This window comes from Vibrio sp. RM-41-2B, from assembly GCF_024744415.1.
GTDB classification, from domain to species: Bacteria; Pseudomonadota; Gammaproteobacteria; order Enterobacterales; family Vibrionaceae; genus Vibrio; species Vibrio diabolicus.
On record NZ_JAMQWD010000015.1, the window covers coordinates 313,390 to 331,289 of the forward strand.

18 protein-coding genes are annotated in these 17,900 nt (G+C 41.8%); 2 read left to right on the forward strand and 16 right to left on the reverse strand.

What is annotated here, in order from left to right:
- Nucleotides 1-11: 11 nt before the first annotated feature.
- From mnhG to NB463_RS11625, 9 genes are all read right to left on the reverse strand, one after another.
- On the reverse strand, nucleotides 12-305 hold the full coding sequence (gene mnhG / locus NB463_RS11585; RefSeq protein WP_104972424.1) for a monovalent cation/H(+) antiporter subunit G: 294 nt from the start codon (nucleotides 303-305) through the stop codon (nucleotides 12-14).
- Nucleotides 305-583, reverse strand: a complete 279-nt coding sequence (locus NB463_RS11590) for a cation:proton antiporter (protein ID WP_005392606.1) — start codon at nucleotides 581-583, stop codon at nucleotides 305-307. The genes mnhG and NB463_RS11590 overlap by 1 nt, the downstream gene beginning before the upstream one ends.
- On the reverse strand, nucleotides 576-1,052 hold the full coding sequence (locus tag NB463_RS11595; RefSeq protein WP_005392607.1) for a Na+/H+ antiporter subunit E: 477 nt from the start codon (nucleotides 1,050-1,052) through the stop codon (nucleotides 576-578). Before NB463_RS11595 ends, NB463_RS11590 begins: the two co-directional genes overlap by 8 nt.
- Entirely contained in the window at nucleotides 1,049-2,545 is a 1,497-nt protein-coding gene (locus NB463_RS11600; protein WP_258431500.1) for a Na+/H+ antiporter subunit D, read from the reverse strand. The genes NB463_RS11595 and NB463_RS11600 overlap by 4 nt, the downstream gene beginning before the upstream one ends.
- Nucleotides 2,542-2,895 (reverse strand): Na+/H+ antiporter subunit C, encoded by a 354-nt coding sequence (locus NB463_RS11605; RefSeq protein WP_167427378.1) that lies wholly within the window; start codon nucleotides 2,893-2,895, stop codon nucleotides 2,542-2,544. Before NB463_RS11605 ends, NB463_RS11600 begins: the two co-directional genes overlap by 4 nt.
- On the reverse strand, nucleotides 2,895-5,564 hold the full coding sequence (mbhE, locus tag NB463_RS11610; protein ID WP_258431501.1) for a hydrogen gas-evolving membrane-bound hydrogenase subunit E: 2,670 nt from the start codon (nucleotides 5,562-5,564) through the stop codon (nucleotides 2,895-2,897). Before mbhE ends, NB463_RS11605 begins: the two co-directional genes overlap by 1 nt.
- 166 nt (nucleotides 5,565-5,730) lie before the next feature.
- A complete protein-coding gene (locus NB463_RS11615) occupies nucleotides 5,731-5,922 on the reverse strand; it encodes a hypothetical protein (RefSeq protein WP_005392611.1) in 192 nt (63 codons plus the stop codon).
- A gap of 110 nt (nucleotides 5,923-6,032) precedes the next feature.
- Complete coding sequence (locus NB463_RS11620; RefSeq protein ID WP_046875927.1) at nucleotides 6,033-6,968, reverse strand: universal stress protein; 936 nt, start codon at nucleotides 6,966-6,968, stop codon at nucleotides 6,033-6,035.
- A 396-nt stretch (nucleotides 6,969-7,364) separates the two neighbouring features.
- Nucleotides 7,365-8,084 (reverse strand): SDR family oxidoreductase, encoded by a 720-nt coding sequence (locus tag NB463_RS11625; protein ID WP_258431502.1) that lies wholly within the window; start codon nucleotides 8,082-8,084, stop codon nucleotides 7,365-7,367.
- A gap of 134 nt (nucleotides 8,085-8,218) precedes the next feature.
- On the opposite strand from NB463_RS11625, the gene NB463_RS11630 reads away from it, so the two are divergent.
- The gene (locus NB463_RS11630; protein WP_258431503.1) at nucleotides 8,219-9,127 is read left to right on the forward strand and encodes a LysR family transcriptional regulator; all 909 of its coding nucleotides are present in this window, start codon (nucleotides 8,219-8,221) and stop codon (nucleotides 9,125-9,127) included.
- A gap of 93 nt (nucleotides 9,128-9,220) precedes the next feature.
- Here NB463_RS11630 and NB463_RS11635 read toward each other — a convergent pair whose 3' ends face one another.
- Nucleotides 9,221-9,994: an AraC family transcriptional regulator gene (locus tag NB463_RS11635; protein ID WP_053807866.1), complete on the reverse strand. Its 774-nt coding sequence runs from the start codon at nucleotides 9,992-9,994 to the stop codon at nucleotides 9,221-9,223.
- Nucleotides 9,995-10,093: 99 nt separating this feature from the next.
- On the opposite strand from NB463_RS11635, the gene NB463_RS11640 reads away from it, so the two are divergent.
- Complete coding sequence (locus NB463_RS11640) at nucleotides 10,094-11,230, forward strand: multidrug effflux MFS transporter (protein ID WP_258431504.1); 1,137 nt, start codon at nucleotides 10,094-10,096, stop codon at nucleotides 11,228-11,230.
- 113 nt (nucleotides 11,231-11,343) lie between these two features.
- Here the strand turns inward: NB463_RS11640 and NB463_RS11645 are convergent, their stop codons facing one another.
- The 6 genes from NB463_RS11645 to NB463_RS11670 all read right to left on the reverse strand — a co-directional run bounded on the left by NB463_RS11645 (nucleotide 11,344) and on the right by NB463_RS11670 (nucleotide 17,441).
- Entirely contained in the window at nucleotides 11,344-12,447 is a 1,104-nt protein-coding gene (locus NB463_RS11645) for an alpha/beta hydrolase (RefSeq protein ID WP_053807868.1), read from the reverse strand.
- A 223-nt stretch (nucleotides 12,448-12,670) separates the two neighbouring features.
- Nucleotides 12,671-13,081, reverse strand: a complete 411-nt coding sequence (locus tag NB463_RS11650; protein WP_053807869.1) for a hypothetical protein — start codon at nucleotides 13,079-13,081, stop codon at nucleotides 12,671-12,673.
- Nucleotides 13,082-13,284: 203 nt separating this feature from the next.
- Nucleotides 13,285-13,668, reverse strand: a complete 384-nt coding sequence (locus tag NB463_RS11655; protein WP_226420499.1) for a hypothetical protein — start codon at nucleotides 13,666-13,668, stop codon at nucleotides 13,285-13,287.
- 372 nt (nucleotides 13,669-14,040) lie between these two features.
- Nucleotides 14,041-14,439: a hypothetical protein gene (locus NB463_RS11660; protein WP_053807870.1), complete on the reverse strand. Its 399-nt coding sequence runs from the start codon at nucleotides 14,437-14,439 to the stop codon at nucleotides 14,041-14,043.
- A 249-nt stretch (nucleotides 14,440-14,688) separates the two neighbouring features.
- Complete coding sequence (locus NB463_RS11665; protein WP_258515994.1) at nucleotides 14,689-15,336, reverse strand: hypothetical protein; 648 nt, start codon at nucleotides 15,334-15,336, stop codon at nucleotides 14,689-14,691.
- Entirely contained in the window at nucleotides 15,333-17,441 is a 2,109-nt protein-coding gene (locus NB463_RS11670; RefSeq protein ID WP_258430557.1) for a hypothetical protein, read from the reverse strand. Before NB463_RS11670 ends, NB463_RS11665 begins: the two co-directional genes overlap by 4 nt.
- Nucleotides 17,442-17,900 lie beyond the last annotated feature (459 nt).

A 17,900-nucleotide genomic window follows, 5' to 3' on the forward strand; every position in this document is an offset into this window, starting at 1 on the left:
GACGCTAATGGTTAATCATTGCGCCAAATTTTGTAGCCGACCTCTCGCATTGCTCTTCCGAGCAGGTGGGAGGCGACTGGTGCCGTGAGAACGATAAACAACATCGTACCGATAACTCGGGAGATCACGGTGACTTCAGGAATTGAGAAGGCAACCGCTAGTAGTAAGCAACTAACTCCGACGGTACCGGCTTTGGTTGCGGCATGCATTCGGGTATATAGATCTGGCAACCGCAACACACCTAAACTAGCGCTTAGAATCAATAACGTCCCTAAACATAAAAACAGCCCAATCAGCACATCCATTATTCTTTCTCCTTCCTTTTAACGATCAAACGCGCAAATGCGATTGTGCCAAGAAATGCGACCAAACCTAATGTAATGGCGATATCTAACAAGGCATCCTCACCACTGTCTAAGGTGTAAACCGTAATAAAACCGATGGTGATAAATGAAATCAAATCTAACGCCACAACTCGGTCAGCCAGCGTTGGTCCTAAAATTAAACGGAAGAAAGCCATAACAAAACTGAGTAATAGCCCTGCATAGGCAAAAGTGACACTTATTTGCAGCCAACTATCCACGCGTCACCTCCAAAATTCGATGCTCTAATCCGTTTTTAATTCCACGGATAACTTCTTCATGCTCAGGTGCAAACATGGCATGAACGATAAGATGCTTTTTATCAGGCGTAACGTCCAAACTGAGTGTGCCCGGGGTTAACGAAACCATATTCGCAAGTAAGGTGATTTCAAGGTCGGAATCGACGTCCAAAGGGACATAGACGATATCTGGCTGGCTCAAATGCGTTGGCGTCACGACATCCCACACGACTCTTGCAACCGATATGATCATTTCATAAGCGAAGTACACCAGTAACTTTAATGCCGACGCAAAACGTCGAAAGTAGCTGGTTTTTAATCCAAATGGTTGGCTCAACCGTAAGGCAAAAAAACCGACCGTAAACCCGACAATAAAATTCAAACTCGAATAGCTGCCGTTTAACATCATCCATGCTAATGCTAAGAAAAGATTGAGGAATAGATAGATCATAGATTTCCTCCCAATACCGCTCGAATGTATTCATTCGGATTTAACAGTTGTTCAGCAGCTTGAACAGAAAACTGATAAAAAGGCTCCGCCACCAAGCCTATGATCAACGTGAACATGGTCAATACGGCAATTGGAACGCAATACAACCAATGTACTTTGACTTGCAGAGTCTGTTCTGTTCTCTCCCTAACTGGCTTTTTCCAGAATGCCTCACTCCAAATTTTCGTCATCGAGTAGACGGTAAGCAGCCCCACCAATAGCGCGGTACCGGCTAACCAGTAATATTCAGCCTGTATGCTCGATTTGATCACCAAAAATTTGCCCCAGAAACCAGAAAGCGGCGGAAATCCTGCCAGAGAAAACGCAGGGACAAGAAACAAGAACGCTAACCAAGGCATTGCTTTATATACCCCGCCCAAATGTTCAAGTTGACTAGAGCCATATTTGCGCTCAATAAAGCCACCGATTAAGAACAAATTCGCTTTTACAATGATGTGATGAACAATGTAGAAAATAGCGCCAGCCAAAGCTAAAGGAGTGTAAATCGCCAACCCCATGATCATATAGCCTATTTGGCTAATGATGTGAAAAGAAAGAATCTTCTTAATGTCGAATTGACTTGCCGCCCCCAAAACACCCGTTAACATGGTGAGGCCAGCAATCCAAATCAACGTCGGCTGCCAACCACTCTCGGCGAGCGGAAATACTAATGTGAAGACTCGTATTAACGCGTATACGCCGACTTTAGTAAGCAACGCAGCAAACAGTGCAACCACACCACTTGGTAAGGTGTGATAAGAGGCTGGCAACCAAGCAAATAAAGGAAATAGCGCCGCTTTAATAGAGAAGGCAAACAAAAACAAGGCGGACAACATCATGTTGATGCTCAGTTCGCTCTCTCCCGCTTTGGTGTAGAGATCGGCCAAGTTCAAGGTGCCCGTTGCGCCATACAACAAACCGATTGCAAGTAAGAACACTAGCGTCGAAATCAGGTTCAACATCACATACTTCACTGCCCCATCAATTTGAGTTTTCGTTGCATCTAATACCATTAAACCAAATGACGCGATGAGCATGACCTCGAACCAAACATACAGATTAAAAATATCTCCGGTGAGGAACGCGCCATAAACACCAGCAAGCAACACGTGCGTCAACGCATGGTAATTGCTATAGGAAGGTTTTCGGTGAAGGTCCGCCATGGCATAGAAAACACATATCGCACCAATCACCGCCGTAATCATCACCATGGCAACGCTGAAGTAATCTGCGACAAAGACGATACCAAACGGTGCTTGCCACTGGCCAAAAGCAACGGCTTGAATACCATTACTTATGATGTTTTCTGTGAGAAGGCCTGCGACAACAAGGTTCAAAATCGCACTCGCGCCACTTAACCACTCAGCACTTTTTGTTGAGCGACGTACAAAGAAAATGGTCAGCGCCGTACTCAATGAAAGAACAACAGGTAACGTCAGAAAAATCGAACTCATTGACCCTCCTCAGAACGTTGCATTTCGTCGACGTCTGCGGTTCCAGAATCTTTATAAGCTCGATAGAACAACATTAAAGCAAAAATAAGTAGCCCAAAACCGATGACTATCGCGGTTAAAATTAGCGCTTGAGGTAATGGGTTTGCCGCGCCATCTGGTGGCAAAAGTGCATTATCGCCAATCAATGGCGGCTCTCCAGGAGTCAGCCTTCCCGCGGTAAAAATAGCAAGGTTAACCGCACTGCTGAGTAACATGATACCGAACAAAAGACGCAAGATATGTTTTTCCAGCATTAAGTAAACGCCTGCGGCGACAAATACTCCAACGACAACACTCCAGACTATTTCCATCACTCTAGCTCCTCATTAACACGAAGCAGCATCCCCATCACGCCACCTATAACGGCAAGATAAACACCAACATCAAAAACCAACGGCGTACCCAGTGGTATCACATCTTTCCACCACAACCCGGTTAAAAACGGTTTATCAAACGCAAAGCTCAAAGCGCCAGATACCAAGCTCAATGCGATGCCAAATAACGCAATGAAAAACGGCTTGAAATACAATCTAGAACGAACGTATTTCGGTGATTCCGCGAACATGAGAAGCGATAACCCAATAACGGCAATCAGTGCACCAATGAAGCCACCACCCGGTTCGTTATGACCACGTAATAACAGATACACTGAGAACACGAGCATGAGCGCCGCGACGATATGTGCCGTGGTTGCAAAAATTAATGATTGAATACGGTTTTGCTTTTTCGCTCTTGTCTTAAGCAAGCTCACTGCTGCAATCCCAGCAATGACAACGACGACAACCTCTCCCAATGTATCAAACGCACGAAAGTCGACGAGAATGACGTTGACAATATTGCGCCCATGCCCGCCTGGTACACTATTTGCCGCAAAGAATTCCGACACCGATGAATCCATCGGCTGGGACGTGATTCCTAACAAGAGGAAAGTAATCGAAACACCTATCACGCCCGCTATACAAACATTCGCCAATTTGCGTTTTATTGAATGCTTGGGCACGGTGGTTAAACGCGGCATATGACGCATTAACAATGCTAAAAAGACCACCATTAATGTTTCCACTAACAGTAAAGTCTTCGCGACGTCCGGAGCGCTGTAGATCATAAAAACAAGCGTGGTCATAAAGCCAATCATACCTAGCGCAGAAATCGCAAGAAGCCTTGAGTGAGACAACGTACATACGATCGCTGCACCAATCAGCAATAAGGCAATGCCAATCTCATAGAAAGCCACGTTTGAAAGCTGTTCAAACAAAGGCAGAGGAATAAATGCTACCTGACCAAGTAAAGCGACGGCGAGTACCGCGAAAAATAGCAGGACATAACGACTCAACTTCTTTTGCTGCAACAGCGCCGTTTGCCACTTCGCCAGTGTCATAATGTCATCTAATAGTCGTTCAAAAACATTCTCTGCTTTGGGGACGAATAGATGTAACCGCTGAAAAAATGCAGACACAGTAGGATAAACACGGTACACCACATACCCCAATACTAGCGTGATAACGCTTAGGACCAGCGGTACATTCACACCATGCCATAATGATGTCGCTTTAATATCGGCTGCAGGCAGAATGTCAGCAGAGCCAGGAAAGATGATGTGGTGATCCAACCAATTTAAACCGACTAAAGGAACGATGAGACTGCCAAGTGCCAAGAGTAAAGGTGAAACCCACATAGCCTTTTTGGCCTCAACCGGCTTCGTTTCAATTGGCACGAGATCACGGCGGGCAAAGAATGGTCTCGCAATAAGCATAATGGTTAGCGCAACCATCAATATATTGACCATTAAAAGTACAAAGGCGATCCAGTTATTGAGCTCTACTGCGGATTTGTACATGTATTCTTTGCTCAAAAAGCCTAACAACGGCGGGAATCCCGCTTTAGACAATGCAGCCAAACTCCCCGCAACCATGCTGATGACGAGCACTGACTTCAAGCCGTACAGTTGATCGATATCTCGTGTTCCTGTCGCTTTGTCGATATTGCCCACCACCATAAACAGCGCTGCTTTATAGAAAGAGTGAGCGAGAATAAACATCAATACTGCACTCACGGCCAAATCTGTGCCCATACCTAACAATAATGTTAGTTTCCCCAAAGCCACGTTCGTGCTGTAGGCTAGCATCAGCTTCAAGTCAGTTTGTTTTAATGCGACAAACGTGCACCAAACGGCGGTGATACTCCCTGTGATCACTAAGGCATAAAACCAAACCTCGCTATGAGCATAAACTGGCGATAACCGCGCTAACAAGTAAATGCCCGCCTTTACCATTGTTGCTGAGTGTAAATACGCACTGACCGGAGTGGGCGCTGCCATCGCGTTAGGTAGCCAAAAATGAAACGGGAACTGCGCAGATTTAGTAAATGCACCAAGTAGTATGAGCACTAGAGATGGCATAAACCATTCGTGCTGCGCAATCGTGTCCGCCTGAGCGATGATCGTATGTAACTCATAACTCCCTGCCATCGCTCCCAACAAGATAAGGCCAGCTAACAACGCTAATCCACCAGCACCTGTAACGATCAACGACTGCAAGGCGTTTTTCCGTGACGTTTTATTTTCGTGATTAAACCCAATCAGCAAGTAAGAAGTGATGGTGGTGAGTTCCCAGAAAATAAATAACAACAGGATGTTATCGCTCATCACAATCCCTAGCATGGCAAGCATGAATAGGGTTAGGTATAAATGAAAGGAAAATCGGCTATCACTCTCTCGTAAGTAAGCCAAAGCGTATATTTGGATCAGTGCGCCAATCCCGCTGATCAGCCCGGCAAAAAGGAATGACAGACCATCTAACCTAAAGCTGAAGTTAATATCGAGGCCTGGTATCCATTCCGCATTCCAGCTTACGCCTGCGGGTGTGTAGATGTAAAAAAGAAAAGAGAAGATTAAAATTGGCAGCACAGGGAAAATCAGTAAGACCAACTGATTATCGGGATTTTTCGGCAGGTTTTCTTTACCCGTTATGCTATTCAACATCGCAGCCCATTCATTTTTATAAGAAAGTTCGCCCTATTTGGCGCAAAGATAAAAAGCTCCACTTGATTGTTTTAGCCCAAGTATTTCAAAAAAGATCATAAAACCAAGGGATAAGTAGCAAACAGCAATCACTGAATGCTACTTAAAGGAACGTTAATACAAACAGCTACTTACTGTCCGCTACGGTGTAAGAACGTAGATCACTACTTACGTGTTCTCGACTGAATGTGTATGGATTATCGTCATCAGTTAACTCGAACGCATCGTAGGTGCAGTCACCGATATCATTTCTCGGACAAACATAAACGTTCGAACGTTCTATCATTTCTGTGTGGCATTTCGGGCATAGGTTTTTCATGTCACTCTCCTCTGATAACTTATTGATACACTGATAATTCCATGTTCTAGAACTCCGTCTCCCTCCTTTACCTAAAACAACCACTTAAACCCAGGTTTGTTACACACCAATTACTGAATCGGCGATACAAAACCATCGGGCTTAAGAGCGACCAAACTACAGTTTATAGATTGCAAAATGTTTTCAGCCGTATTACCAATGACGTAGCCAGATATCCCAGTTCTCGCTAAGGTACCCATGACTAGAACGTCCACTTCTATGCTTTCTACGTAATCCGGGATTTTTTCATCAGGCTTTCCGTGTAAATGATGAATCACAATTTCACCCGTAATCCCCGACTCTTCCAGCAGTTGTTGTAGAGCTTGTTTATGATCGGCTTTTGCTTTGTCGAGTTCATGTTTCAACTCAGCATCGTCGACTTGAATCCAAGCATTGTCATGTAGGTAATTCTCTAAGTAATATTCCCAGCAAGAAATCACATGTAAACGACTGTCACAGGTGTCGGCTATTGAACGAGATAATTCAAGTAAACGCACCGCTAATGAGTGCTGTTCATCGCTCGCCGTTAACGGATCTATAGCAACAGCCACACGGCGTTTGTCTCTCGGCTTATCAATCGGTCGGTGTAACCATAATGGACAAGGGCATTTGCGTAACAGTGTCATATCAATGGCTTTGAAGCCTTCAGCGCCTTCACCGAGTGGTTCAGCTTCTTTGATGATAAGATCTTTGTTGTCAGCTAATGCTTCTTTAATGATACAGACAGCGGGTTTTTCACTGCTTTTCACAGTAAGAGGAAATGCCAGATCATCTTCAGAAAGATCGAGCTTCTGTCTGTATTCCTGAATGCTTTGTTTGAGGGAGTCTTGTAGCGATTGCTCATAACTTTGCTGATACTGGAGCATATCCGCGGGGAAGTCGGGGCACGCAATTAGCCCTGAAACAGGCACTTTGTTGCTGGATGCGATCCTCATCGCTTGTTCGAGCGCCTCACTATGACCAGGCAATCCTTGTGTTGCAAAAAGTATGTTCGCGAATCGTTTCATACACACCTCCTTGTTTGGTTAAATATTAACCACCCACAAAGTATAATACCTAACGGATAATTGTAACGGCTTGTGACGTTGATGAAATCAATTCTCATTAAGCTATGGATATTGCTTCATTTTGCTTTACGTCACCTTCTCCTTTTCTTTACGACTGTGGCCCGCTGACCCCAATAGAGCTACATACTAAAAATTGAGACCAAATAAAAACCCAAATTACTCAAAGTTTTTTCTCACCTTGAGTAACTTGGGTATAAGCAATAACACACTTAGGCTACGGACTTAAATGGGTAACCTAAATTTTCATACGACTTAGTTGAAAGATGCCATATCAATCACGAATCAGTGTGCAAATATTCACAGCCCTAATGATCCAGAAGTCGCTGTAAATTAATGTTAAGGTTGCTGTTTTGTCGGTGCCAAAGCAATTTCGCGAACACATACACCTTGCGGTTGCTGATAAGCAAACAGCACTGCTCGTGCAATATCGTCGGCTGCCAACACGCCCCCCATATCCTCTTTCCAAGCATCATAGCCATCTTTAATATCTTGGGACGTAGTATGTGAAAGTAATTCAGTTTCCACAGCGCCAGGTGCAATAGTCGTAACGCGAACATTCGATGATGCGACTTCTTCACGTACGTTTTCAGAAATCGCATGAACCGCAAATTTGGTACCACAGTAAGCGGCATGATCAGGGAATGTTTTCTTGCCCGCAATAGAGCTGATATTAATGATCGTACCACTGTTGCGTGCTTTCATCGGTGCTAAGACGGACTGCATACCATTGAGCAAGCCAAGTACGTTCACATCAAACATGCGCTTCCACTCCGATGCGTCCTGAGTATCTATCTGGCCTAGAAGCATAACGCCTGCGTTATTTACAAGTGCATCTACCGGACCATACAACGCTTCAGCTTTCTCAATTGCCGCTTCAAAAGAAGCTTTATCGATCACATCTACCTTTTCACAAAGCGTATTTGGCAAGTTTAATGCTTCTAAACGTTCTACACGTCTTGCTAACAAAAGAAGAGCATGGCCCTGTTCACTGAAGTGACGTGCAATCGCTTCACCAATGCCTGAACTAGCGCCTGTAATAACAATTAACTTTTTCATTTTGAATCCTTAATAGAACGGTTTACCTCAATGGCGATAGTTTAAGAAAACTTTGTTTGTTGATATATACCGACCTAGTTGAAACACTGTTGTTATACTGCAACAATACTTTTTTGAATTACGCAGAAGTCATCATGCAAACACATATCAACCTTGCGGATATCCGCTCTTTCGTCCTAATCGCTCAACTAGGAAACTTCACGAAAGCAGCAGAGCAACTTGGCGTTTCTCGCTCACACGTTTCACGTCAAATAACAAATCTGGAACAACAGATTGGTGCCACTTTGCTACAAAGAACCACTCGAACACTGAAGCTCACCGAAGCAGGCAAGGTTCTGTATAAACAGTGTGAAACCGCCCTTCACAATATTGATCAAGCTGTTATGGCAGTGGTTGATGATGTAGAAGAATTAAGAGGCGAAATTCGTATCAACTGCGTGGGGGGTTATTTAGGGGAAGACGTTGTCGCAGATATCGTTGCTCAGTTTCTAATCCAACACCCACAAGTGAACATTAACTTAGATTTTAGCAGCCATCGTGTCGATTTAATCGCGGATGAATTCGACATCGCTTTTCGAATGAGAAAGTTAGAAGACTCCAACTTTATCGCTCGCAAACTGATTGATGTGGAAATGGGGACGTACGCAAGCCCAAGTTATTTAGAAACATATGGCTATCCTTCGCATCCAAAAGACTTAGAAAAACACATTTGTTTGACAGGCAGTGTGACACGCTGGGCATTCGAGAACACAAATACAAAGCAGTCAACGGAACACCAGATACGTGGACAGTTACGATGTAAGAGTGGCAGAGTAATGATAAAAGCAGCGTTGGCGGGAAATGGTATCATCCGTGTGCCAGCACTTTATTGCCAACAAGAACTCCAGACAGGCAAGCTAAAAGAAGTGTTTACCGACTGGAGCATTCCGAGTGTGGAGTTTTCACTCCTTTACCATCACGACCGACATCAACCAAAACGCATCCGAGCCTTTATTGATTTTACTACTCAATACTTTCGTAAGCTGCCGAGTAAACACAAGTAACGTGCTCGATAGCATTTCCCTATGTGAACCAATATATACGGAATCTATAAAGCCCAAATTTGTACTAAAGAAATACGTAAGCATCGTGATGTTTTAAGGTCTAGTTTTCATAAACATTAGCGGTGTTTGCCCAGTTTGCTTTTTGAAAAATGCAATAAAAGCACTGTCTGACGAAAACGCCAGCCAATCAGCAACGGCGCTGACTTGCATTCCCGTTGATAACAATTCAACTGCTTTTAAGAGCCTCCACTGTTGACGCCAATCTTGATAATTCATACCCGTTTCCGACTTAAATAATCGTGTTACCGTCTTAGTACTTGCCCCCACTTTGTCTGCAAGAGTAGTAAGCGAAGGAGCGAGAAATGAAGGTTCCACCACCTCTCGGCGAAACGTTGCTAAACGCCGATGTGATGGCAAAGGCAACTGAAACGAATAACGTTTCGCAGCATAAAACTCCTCCCAAAAAAGCGCCGTCGTATTTACCATCTCGCTGTTAGGTTTACCCCACTCCCAAAATGACATTTTATCAATGAGGGCTTGGAGTAAAGTATTCACTTCTATCATCGTGATCTTACTCGGACACGCAAACACCTCACAATCAAAATACAAAGATCGATACGCAACCACATTCGTCATCAGTGCGCGATGCGGCGTATTAGGTGGGATCCAAACCGCCTTTGTCGGGGGCAGAATACAAATCGAGTCTTTCAGAGCAAAACTCATACAACCTTGAGGTGCGTACAACAATTGCCCTTTCTTGTGCTGATGCATACCCGAGTCGTGCTTGCCAATATCCGCAGCAATTCCCACTACACAATTAGAAATTTTGTCTGCGTCAAACTGTGTTTCTTCGTCAATAAGTGCCATTTTGTCCGAATGTTGATGTATTTGGTTTTTATGTTGTTATTGGCTCAATCATAGCCTCATTTATACTGCCCGCCAACTTCATTAACAATGGGTAATAATATGAATACTAAGCCCTCTTTATGGCTCATGCTGGTTATGTTGATGTTTCCGCAAATTGTAGAAACCATCTATAGCCCAGCGTTGAGCTCAATCGCTCTATCATTTGATGTAAACCACGCACAAGCAGCACAAACACTGTCGATTTACTTCCTAGCGTTTGCCATTGGCGTTGTAGTTTGGGGAGTGCTCGCAGATAAACTGGGAAGAAGGCCTACCATGTTAATTGGGCTCTTTATCTATGGTTTTGCGTCTTTACTCGCAACTCAAACCGAGAGTTTTGCTGTTGTCATGGCTGCTCGAGCCCTCAGCGCATTTGGTATCGCGGTAGGTTCCGTTGTCACACAGACCATGCTTCGTGACGCGTTTGACGGTCAAGAACTGAGTAAAGTCTTCAGCTTAATGGGGATGGGTATATCAATCAGCCCGGTAGTTGGCATGCTATTAGGCGGGCAGCTTACAGCGCTTGGTGGATACCGTTATGTGTTTTTCGCTCTATTTTTAATCGCGTTAGTATTGCTCGCTTATAACGTTATTAAACTTCCTGAAACACAGAAGGAACAGACACCAGTACGGTTGCGTCAACTTAGCTGGAAAATGGTAAGAGACGCGCGAATTTGGCGCTCAGGATTACTGGTCGCTTTGTATAACATTGCGCTATTTTCTTATTACCAGCTTGGCGCATTTACTTTCTCAGCACTTGGGTATAGCTCCGAACAATTTGGATACAGTGGCATGGTACTGGGGTTAGGCACTCTGCTTGGGAGTTATTTAAACAAATCCCTAGTGTCTAAAAATGTTCGAAAAAGCCAACTACTTTGGCTCTCAGCAGTATTGCTTAGTTTGGGGTCAGTCGGTGTGTTGATTCTGAGCCAATCAATCTGGTTTGTTGCTCCAATGGTGTTAGTCGTCATGTCTTATGGGATTGCGATACCCAATATACTCAGTGACGCACTCGTTGATTATAAACAACAGGTAGGTAGCGCAGGCGCTTTATTTGGGCTCATGTACTACATCATGATCGGGACGGGATTAGCGATGGCTGGAACAGCACAAAACTTAAGTGTCATCCTATTAACATGTAGCTGTTTAGCGATTTCATTAGCGTTTTCTAAAAGGCAAGTTCATACCAACTTGTGACCATAATGAAATACTCTCCGTAATGATTCACCGAGAATCTAGAGAATTTTTCAATCAATAGGAACTGAGGAGCACAATAGTAACCGCTCCTCAGTTGTCTTCTAGAGGGCGATCTAAACTAAATTAACCTTAAAGAAGCTCTCTAATTTATCAAATGGGATCACATCCAATTGATCGTAGAGATCCGTATGATTCGCATTTGGAATCACCATCAATTCTTTAGGCTCTGCCGCCGCTTCATACGCCGTTTCACTGAAATAGCGAGAGTGCGCCTTTTCGCCATGAATGAACAACACTGGGCGTGGAGATATCTCTTCAATGTAGGTCAGAATTGGCATATTCATAAACGACAGCGGCGTTGTGAGTGTCCATGCTGCATTTGAGTTAATCGCTCGTGGATGAAAGCCACGTTCAGGAGACTTGTAATAGGCTGCATACTCAACAACAAATTGGGGCTCACCTCCAACTAACTCAAGCGATACTGGCCCGTAAGTAGGTGTTCCATTTTCGGCATCTTCCCATCGTTGCAGGCTTAGCTGCTCTAACGTTTGCGTGCGCTGTTCAAACGTCGTGCTGTCGTTATAGCCTTTAGACATTACACGGGTCATATCATACATCGTACTGGTTGCGACTGCTTTGACGCGTTTATCTGCAGCAACTGCGTTTAACGCCATGCCGCCCCAACCACATATGCCTATCACACCAATTTTCTGACGATCAACGTCTTTCTGTAGGCCAATAAAGTCCACAGCTGCGCTAAAGTCCTCTGTATTGATATCAGGTGATGCAACGTTTCTTGGTTCACCACCACTCTCTCCGGTATACGACGGATCAAACGCTAAAGTAATGAAGCCTCGCTCGGCTAATGTTTGAGCATATAACCCTGAAGACTGCTCTTTCACAGCGCCAAATGGACCACTAATGACGATAGCCGCAAGCTTGCCACTTTTGTTTTTAGGTTGATAAAGATCCGCTGCCAACGTGATGCCATAACGGTTTTTAAAACTCACTTTGCGATGTTGAACTTGGTTACTTTTCGTAAATGTTTTATCCCAGGTGTCACCAAGATTTATTTGCGTCTCAGCTTGAACGGAACTCGTTGAGAGCGATCCGACTCCCATAGCAACCACGCTGGCACCCGTCATTTTCATCATATTGCGACGACCTTCATCAGGTTCATCTTGGTAACTTGCTTGATTGTCGTTCTGGCTTTTCATGGTAGACACTCCTAATTAACGTAACACACGATGAGTACAGTACGCGGATGCTTTATCGCTCCTACTTTACTGACACGTACATTGTTGCAACTTTCGTATTTTTTCGTTAACCAGATACTACGCATTGCTTGCCTAATCTTCCGAAGATTGATCTAAACCTCTTCTAACGTTAATTAAGGCGTAAATAAAAAGCGCCTGTCGGCGCTTTAATTATCCATAGATCTTATTGCCATGTTGGCTCGCCAAACTCTTCACAACGTTGCTTGTCGTAATTTTCAATGCGCCCGCGTTTACCTACAAACTGAACCTGAACAACCATTCCAGCTTCAACATATTCACTGAAATAATCGCAAGAAACACGAAAACTAGTATCGCGTATCACAATTGGTACCCATTCATAGCCGCCGCTGCGTGGTAAGTAAGACTTGAAGGTAATGACCCCGTCATCTGAAACGTTGATTTCTTGATCATATTCATTCAACTTATAAAAACGTTGTCCATCAAACTCTGCCTTTGCTTTTTCAATTATTTCCTTCGTTGCTGTCGATTGCATCGGCGTATTTGAGACCAGTTGACACCCAACAACAGATGTCAATACGGACAAAGCCAAAGCGAGTTTAGTTATTTTATTCATTTACCTAACCACTGTAGAATTATTCAACACTTACCATTTTAAAAGGAGGGAGACCATACTTTATTTTAAAGAAAATAAAAAGCGCCTTTCGGCGCTTTTTATCTGAACATTTCTTATCCAAACGTCTCGAGTAAATTTTCTAGAAAAGCTAACTCTTTATTACAATGAATTTTATTTAGGCTCTCACTGGAATCTATTGCTATTTAATCCCAAGCTTCAAACTCATTGGGCTTTACGTGTTTTATTTTTAATCTAACGCTAGGAGCCAGAGCTGTTTCAGTTCCCAATTCACAGTAGTACTCAACAGCATTTTCATCTTCAATCATGTCAACGGAGTTAGCAACAACACTCAACCGTCCACCACCTCTTGTCAATGAAAAGTACGCATTCTTGTTTTCATTTACTTCAAATTTCAAAGGAATGAATTCAGGTTCTTCAAGAGAAATATCTATCCATTTATAGCTATCTAAACTCTTCCCTTGTCGTGAGGCATAAACTGTTTTCAACCCATTTTCGTCAACAAAGAAGCACATCGAATTCTCGGCTTGATTAAAACAAGCTTTCAAGCCACCACCTTTATTTTCCAAATCACATGTAAATATAACAGAGTCTTGTTCGCAGCCTGTATTTACAAAAAAATGGTAACAATACAATAAATAAAAATTTCATTTAAAAAATTTATGTACTACTAAGAAAGTGGGTAGGAATCATTCTTGATAATGGGATATTATAAAAAATCCAGCTCACTAAAGTTATATATTAATCTGTTCTATTATAATTATCTTTCAGTTTTTCTGTTATATTTCTATATGTATTTTCATTTTCAGAGGTCAATGGGTAGCAGGCCTGGTAGTTATTTATTGAAAACTCAAGAACAGTATAATCTAGATCCAATAACAACTGTGCAGGCTCCTCTTGATTTGATGTGTCTGGTATCTGGATTGAGCCATAAGAAGTAGTTATTCCATCATCCCCACTCCATTGTGCTGCGCATGGCTCTCCAGAATAGGTTTCAAGTACGCACACCCTGAGCGCATGTCGATCAAATCGCAGTGTTGTATCTCTCTTCTAACTTCTTGTCCATCTTCATTCCAAAAGGAGACTATTTCAACTTTAGGAAGAATAGCATAGTTACGATTGGGAGATATCGATATTTCTTCATCAGTAGTAACTGATTCATAATAGCTATTCTTTGGATAAAGATAGAACGATTTTCCATCACTACTATAAAGGAAATTTCTATCTTTCACAGATAAACTGCTTGCAGTTGATACGTTCGAAATTAATGATAAAATCAAATAATAGTTCATATTAAATAGCTCGTAGTGTTTTTTAAATATGCTTTCGTCGTCAGTCATAACACGTTGTTTACCATAAATTTCTAATATCTCGCTTTCTCTAAGAATATGTAACTCCTAGTCCAACTAAGAATATTATTAGATATATTTGAATTTACAGCTACAAAAAGCGCCAAAAGGCGCTTTTTGTAGCTGTGTCCTAAGGGCTAGGCGATTTAAAGTCAAAAAACTTTATTATTTTAAAATGAAATTACTAGGCTTATCTTTAAGAAACACCCTAGGTACCAACCTCTATCTCGAGTGATGTTGTTAATTAATACTAATTTTATTCCATGACTTTGCAAGATACAGAATGTGGTCCAGCTTGTAATTAACATCATAAACAAAATAATAATTTTTATATTTCCCACGATGTCCTTTTATATAAAAATCAACAACAGGGCGAGAGTTTATAAAATCATCCAAGGAGTAATATATGATATTTGCATAATAATCATTTAATTTATATTTTTCTATTTCCATTCCAGTACCATTATCAAAGAAAGACAATTTATCTTCAGAAAATATAAAACTATTTTCTTTATTACTTACTTTGTTAATAACATTAGAGTAGTTATCCAATGCATCAACTATGTCAATGGAAAGACCACAAACTGCATTTCTATTTAATATGCCATTCATTGGGTTTCGGCTATTATTATAAATACAGTTTATTTTATCAATTTGACGCTCACTAAAAGTAAATATAGCGTTGACACCATTTACATTGGTTAGTTCTAATGCAGGTTGATCGTTAAACTTAATAAGATTAACACTCCTTGAATAGCCCTTTTTCAAAATGTCATCGTATGCCTTACCTAAAATCAATAAGTCACCATCGTCTTCTTTATAAACTGTGCTTGCATGAGCGCAACCATAAATAGCTATGGAAAGCACAAATAGAAATATTTTTTTCATATCGAATCACCTAATATACTTTCAAATTCTTTTGCATAAGAAGCTATCAAATCTGCTTGATCTGAACCATTAATTATCTTTCTAGAATTAATGTAATCTGTATTCTTACCAATGTAGTCATCTAAGCTCTTACCAGTGAAAATTCCTTCTTCCATTCCCCACAACATTATCATAAAAGAGTTGTGAAGCGTCATTGCCAAATCGGGAGAGTTAACAAAGTCAATGCCAAATTTATCCTTGGCTCTTTGATAATTATTTTTCCATGTTAAATGTACATATCCTCTTCCTCGATACTTGAATCCATCACCTTCTTTTAAATTACCATTTAGTTTTGCTCTTTCACGATACTCAGCTGTATCCGCCAAAACTGGATCATATTTATTAAAGTAGTCTTTGCTTCCTATTTCTGGTTTTAAGCTAAAATACTCACCACTTAAAAAATGATAAGCTTCATGTTGTGCCGTTGCTAACATATACGCTACTTTTCTAACATCAAACTTATATTCATTACTAGATTCAGAATAGTATTCGTTTATAACTTTTAACAAATTCCTCAAGTTTCCTTCTGAACGAGAGCCGAAAATAAATGGTTGACGTAACTTAGGAAACCTAAGCTTATACTGTGTTATAAAATATTCAATATCGATACTAAAACCGTAACTATGAGGCGTAAACGGCCAATAATGCCAAAGGCTCTTATCATCACCTAGTTGTAAATCACCTTGTAAATCTTGCATCCATGAGAACTTATCTGCTCTTTCCAGTTCGAATTGCGAGAAAAGATCAAAGCTATCCATCACTTGATCGCGCCATGGGGAGTTACGGTAGTCTTCTTCAGTCACAAAACCGGCCGAGCACTTAATATCTATTGCTTCCTTTGCGGTCTGATGGATTGATTCATAAAGACTTTGTGACGATTCTGTATGCCAATCTGTAGGATGTTTCACTATAAATCGCTCAAAGTGTTTACGCTTACCATCTAAGTATACTTTGGCATCACGAGCAGTGAACGAGGAAAAATCCGTTACTTGATCTTCTGTCACAGATTCAAGTAACTGCTGAATAAACAAATTACTCATATCAACGGCACCACTACTATCGGATCCATCGAGAACGACCAGTGGATTTTCTTCCGCATTTTTGGGAGAAATCTGTTTTTTGAAAAATTCGGGCGGCTCCTCAAAAGAAAACATCTCGATATGCACGCGATTATCGTCTTTCTTAGTTCCTATTGCATCGTTGCTGTACTCGTGCAGTCCCATGTAGCCGATATCTTCCCCAGCTGAAACTTTTATTCCCTCTCTAAATAATATCGAGAGTAAAGAAACCACACTACCGTCCCTAATCATTGCCGCGTTGTCCGACATCCATTTAGGTTCTGAAACCGATTCTGATAGGACAGCAGAGGAATCTTCCAAAATGTCAAAGTCACTATTGAGACCCGAAGCAAACCAAACAATCTTGTTTAACAGTGCTTTTTCGCTACCACTTGGCGATTCACCATTCTCTACCACACGGCACTTTATCATTTTGTAGGTATTTTTGCCGATCTGGTATGGGTGGGTTTCCTTCTCTTCAGCATACAGGTATTCAAGTAATGTCCCTTTAGACATCGACCGTTTTTTTACTTTTACGCTAGAGTTAGTAGGCACATCACTATGTTCGAAAATGCGTACATTACGCCTTTCTTGTAAGCGATAACGCGTGTTTATTGATGAATTGGCGCCAATATCTGAAGGTGGCGCAAGGTGCATATAAAGTGTATAGAATTTAAATACACCTTCACTATCTTCGGGGTTTGCAGCCTCATGCTCGATAAGCACAAAGTTATTACTGTATTTAAACTCTTGCTCTTGGTACGTTGATGTTAGGTAATCAGGATTTATGCGAAATGCCACTATTTTTCCATCAAGCATCGCTTGAATAGGTCTGAGCCCTTTCCCCCACGGTAACATTTTTGATGTTAAGTGAACGCCACTATGCCAACCATATCCTTGTCCTATTAAGTAACGACCACTCTTAGCTTGAGCAAACAATTTCGTAAAATCACTGAGCGTGTAGTAAGCGTCACCTTCTCGTTGCGCTATCGGAAAAACTGCATCCATGATTTAAATGTCCTAGTCAGAAAAGTTATCGTCAAAAGTGACAAATGATGGGCGGTTCAAGTTGTTTGACTTCGTGTACACCACCGCATTAACCCTACCTAAATTAGTAGCAAAGCTAGATTGGCTCGCTATGTTAACGGTGCTCCCAAGGGCCATTGCCGATATAGAAATTAGGGTGTCATTTTTGGTTTCGAAAATTTGGCTAATGACGTCAGGAAGTGCTTGTTTGAAGTGGTTAAGTGCTTTTTTATAACCGTTTATACCCTCTTCAACAGAACTCAACGATCTTGCAGAAGCTTGGCTTTGTATGAAATCTAAACGACCGATGATTTCACTGTTTAGCTCATCGATGTATGAACAGATTTGATTGTTTATCAACGTCCATAAAACAAACTGCAAATACTTCACAGTATTCCCAGTCCCTAAAAAGCGAAGCTTCGCTAATAATTCATAGGGAGG

Excerpts from the sequence above, each read along its gene's own strand:
- NB463_RS11615 (WP_005392611.1), bottom strand. The coding sequence starts at position 5,922 with ATGAAAAACCTATGCCCGAAATGCCACACAGAAATGATAGAACGTTCG.
- NB463_RS11620 (WP_046875927.1), bottom strand. The coding sequence starts at position 6,968 with ATGAAACGATTCGCGAACATACTTTTTGCAACACAAGGATTGCCTGGT.
- NB463_RS11595 (WP_005392607.1), bottom strand. The coding sequence starts at position 1,052 with ATGATCTATCTATTCCTCAATCTTTTCTTAGCATTAGCATGGATGATG.
- NB463_RS11660 (WP_053807870.1), bottom strand. The coding sequence starts at position 14,439 with ATGACTGACGACGAAAGCATATTTAAAAAACACTACGAGCTATTTAAT.
- NB463_RS11665 (WP_258515994.1), bottom strand. The coding sequence starts at position 15,336 with ATGAAAAAAATATTTCTATTTGTGCTTTCCATAGCTATTTATGGTTGC.
- NB463_RS11645 (WP_053807868.1), bottom strand. The coding sequence starts at position 12,447 with ATGAAAAGCCAGAACGACAATCAAGCAAGTTACCAAGATGAACCTGAT.
- NB463_RS11640 (WP_258431504.1), top strand. The coding sequence starts at position 10,094 with ATGAATACTAAGCCCTCTTTATGGCTCATGCTGGTTATGTTGATGTTT.
- NB463_RS11670 (WP_258430557.1), bottom strand. The coding sequence starts at position 17,441 with ATGGATGCAGTTTTTCCGATAGCGCAACGAGAAGGTGACGCTTACTAC.
- NB463_RS11635 (WP_053807866.1), bottom strand. The coding sequence starts at position 9,994 with ATGGCACTTATTGACGAAGAAACACAGTTTGACGCAGACAAAATTTCT.
- mbhE (WP_258431501.1), bottom strand. The coding sequence starts at position 5,564 with ATGTTGAATAGCATAACGGGTAAAGAAAACCTGCCGAAAAATCCCGAT.
- NB463_RS11605 (WP_167427378.1), bottom strand. The coding sequence starts at position 2,895 with ATGGAAATAGTCTGGAGTGTTGTCGTTGGAGTATTTGTCGCCGCAGGC.
- mnhG (WP_104972424.1), bottom strand. The coding sequence starts at position 305 with ATGGATGTGCTGATTGGGCTGTTTTTATGTTTAGGGACGTTATTGATT.
- NB463_RS11630 (WP_258431503.1), top strand. The coding sequence starts at position 8,219 with ATGCAAACACATATCAACCTTGCGGATATCCGCTCTTTCGTCCTAATC.
- NB463_RS11650 (WP_053807869.1), bottom strand. The coding sequence starts at position 13,081 with ATGAATAAAATAACTAAACTCGCTTTGGCTTTGTCCGTATTGACATCT.
- NB463_RS11600 (WP_258431500.1), bottom strand. The coding sequence starts at position 2,545 with ATGAGTTCGATTTTTCTGACGTTACCTGTTGTTCTTTCATTGAGTACG.
- NB463_RS11625 (WP_258431502.1), bottom strand. The coding sequence starts at position 8,084 with ATGAAAAAGTTAATTGTTATTACAGGCGCTAGTTCAGGCATTGGTGAA.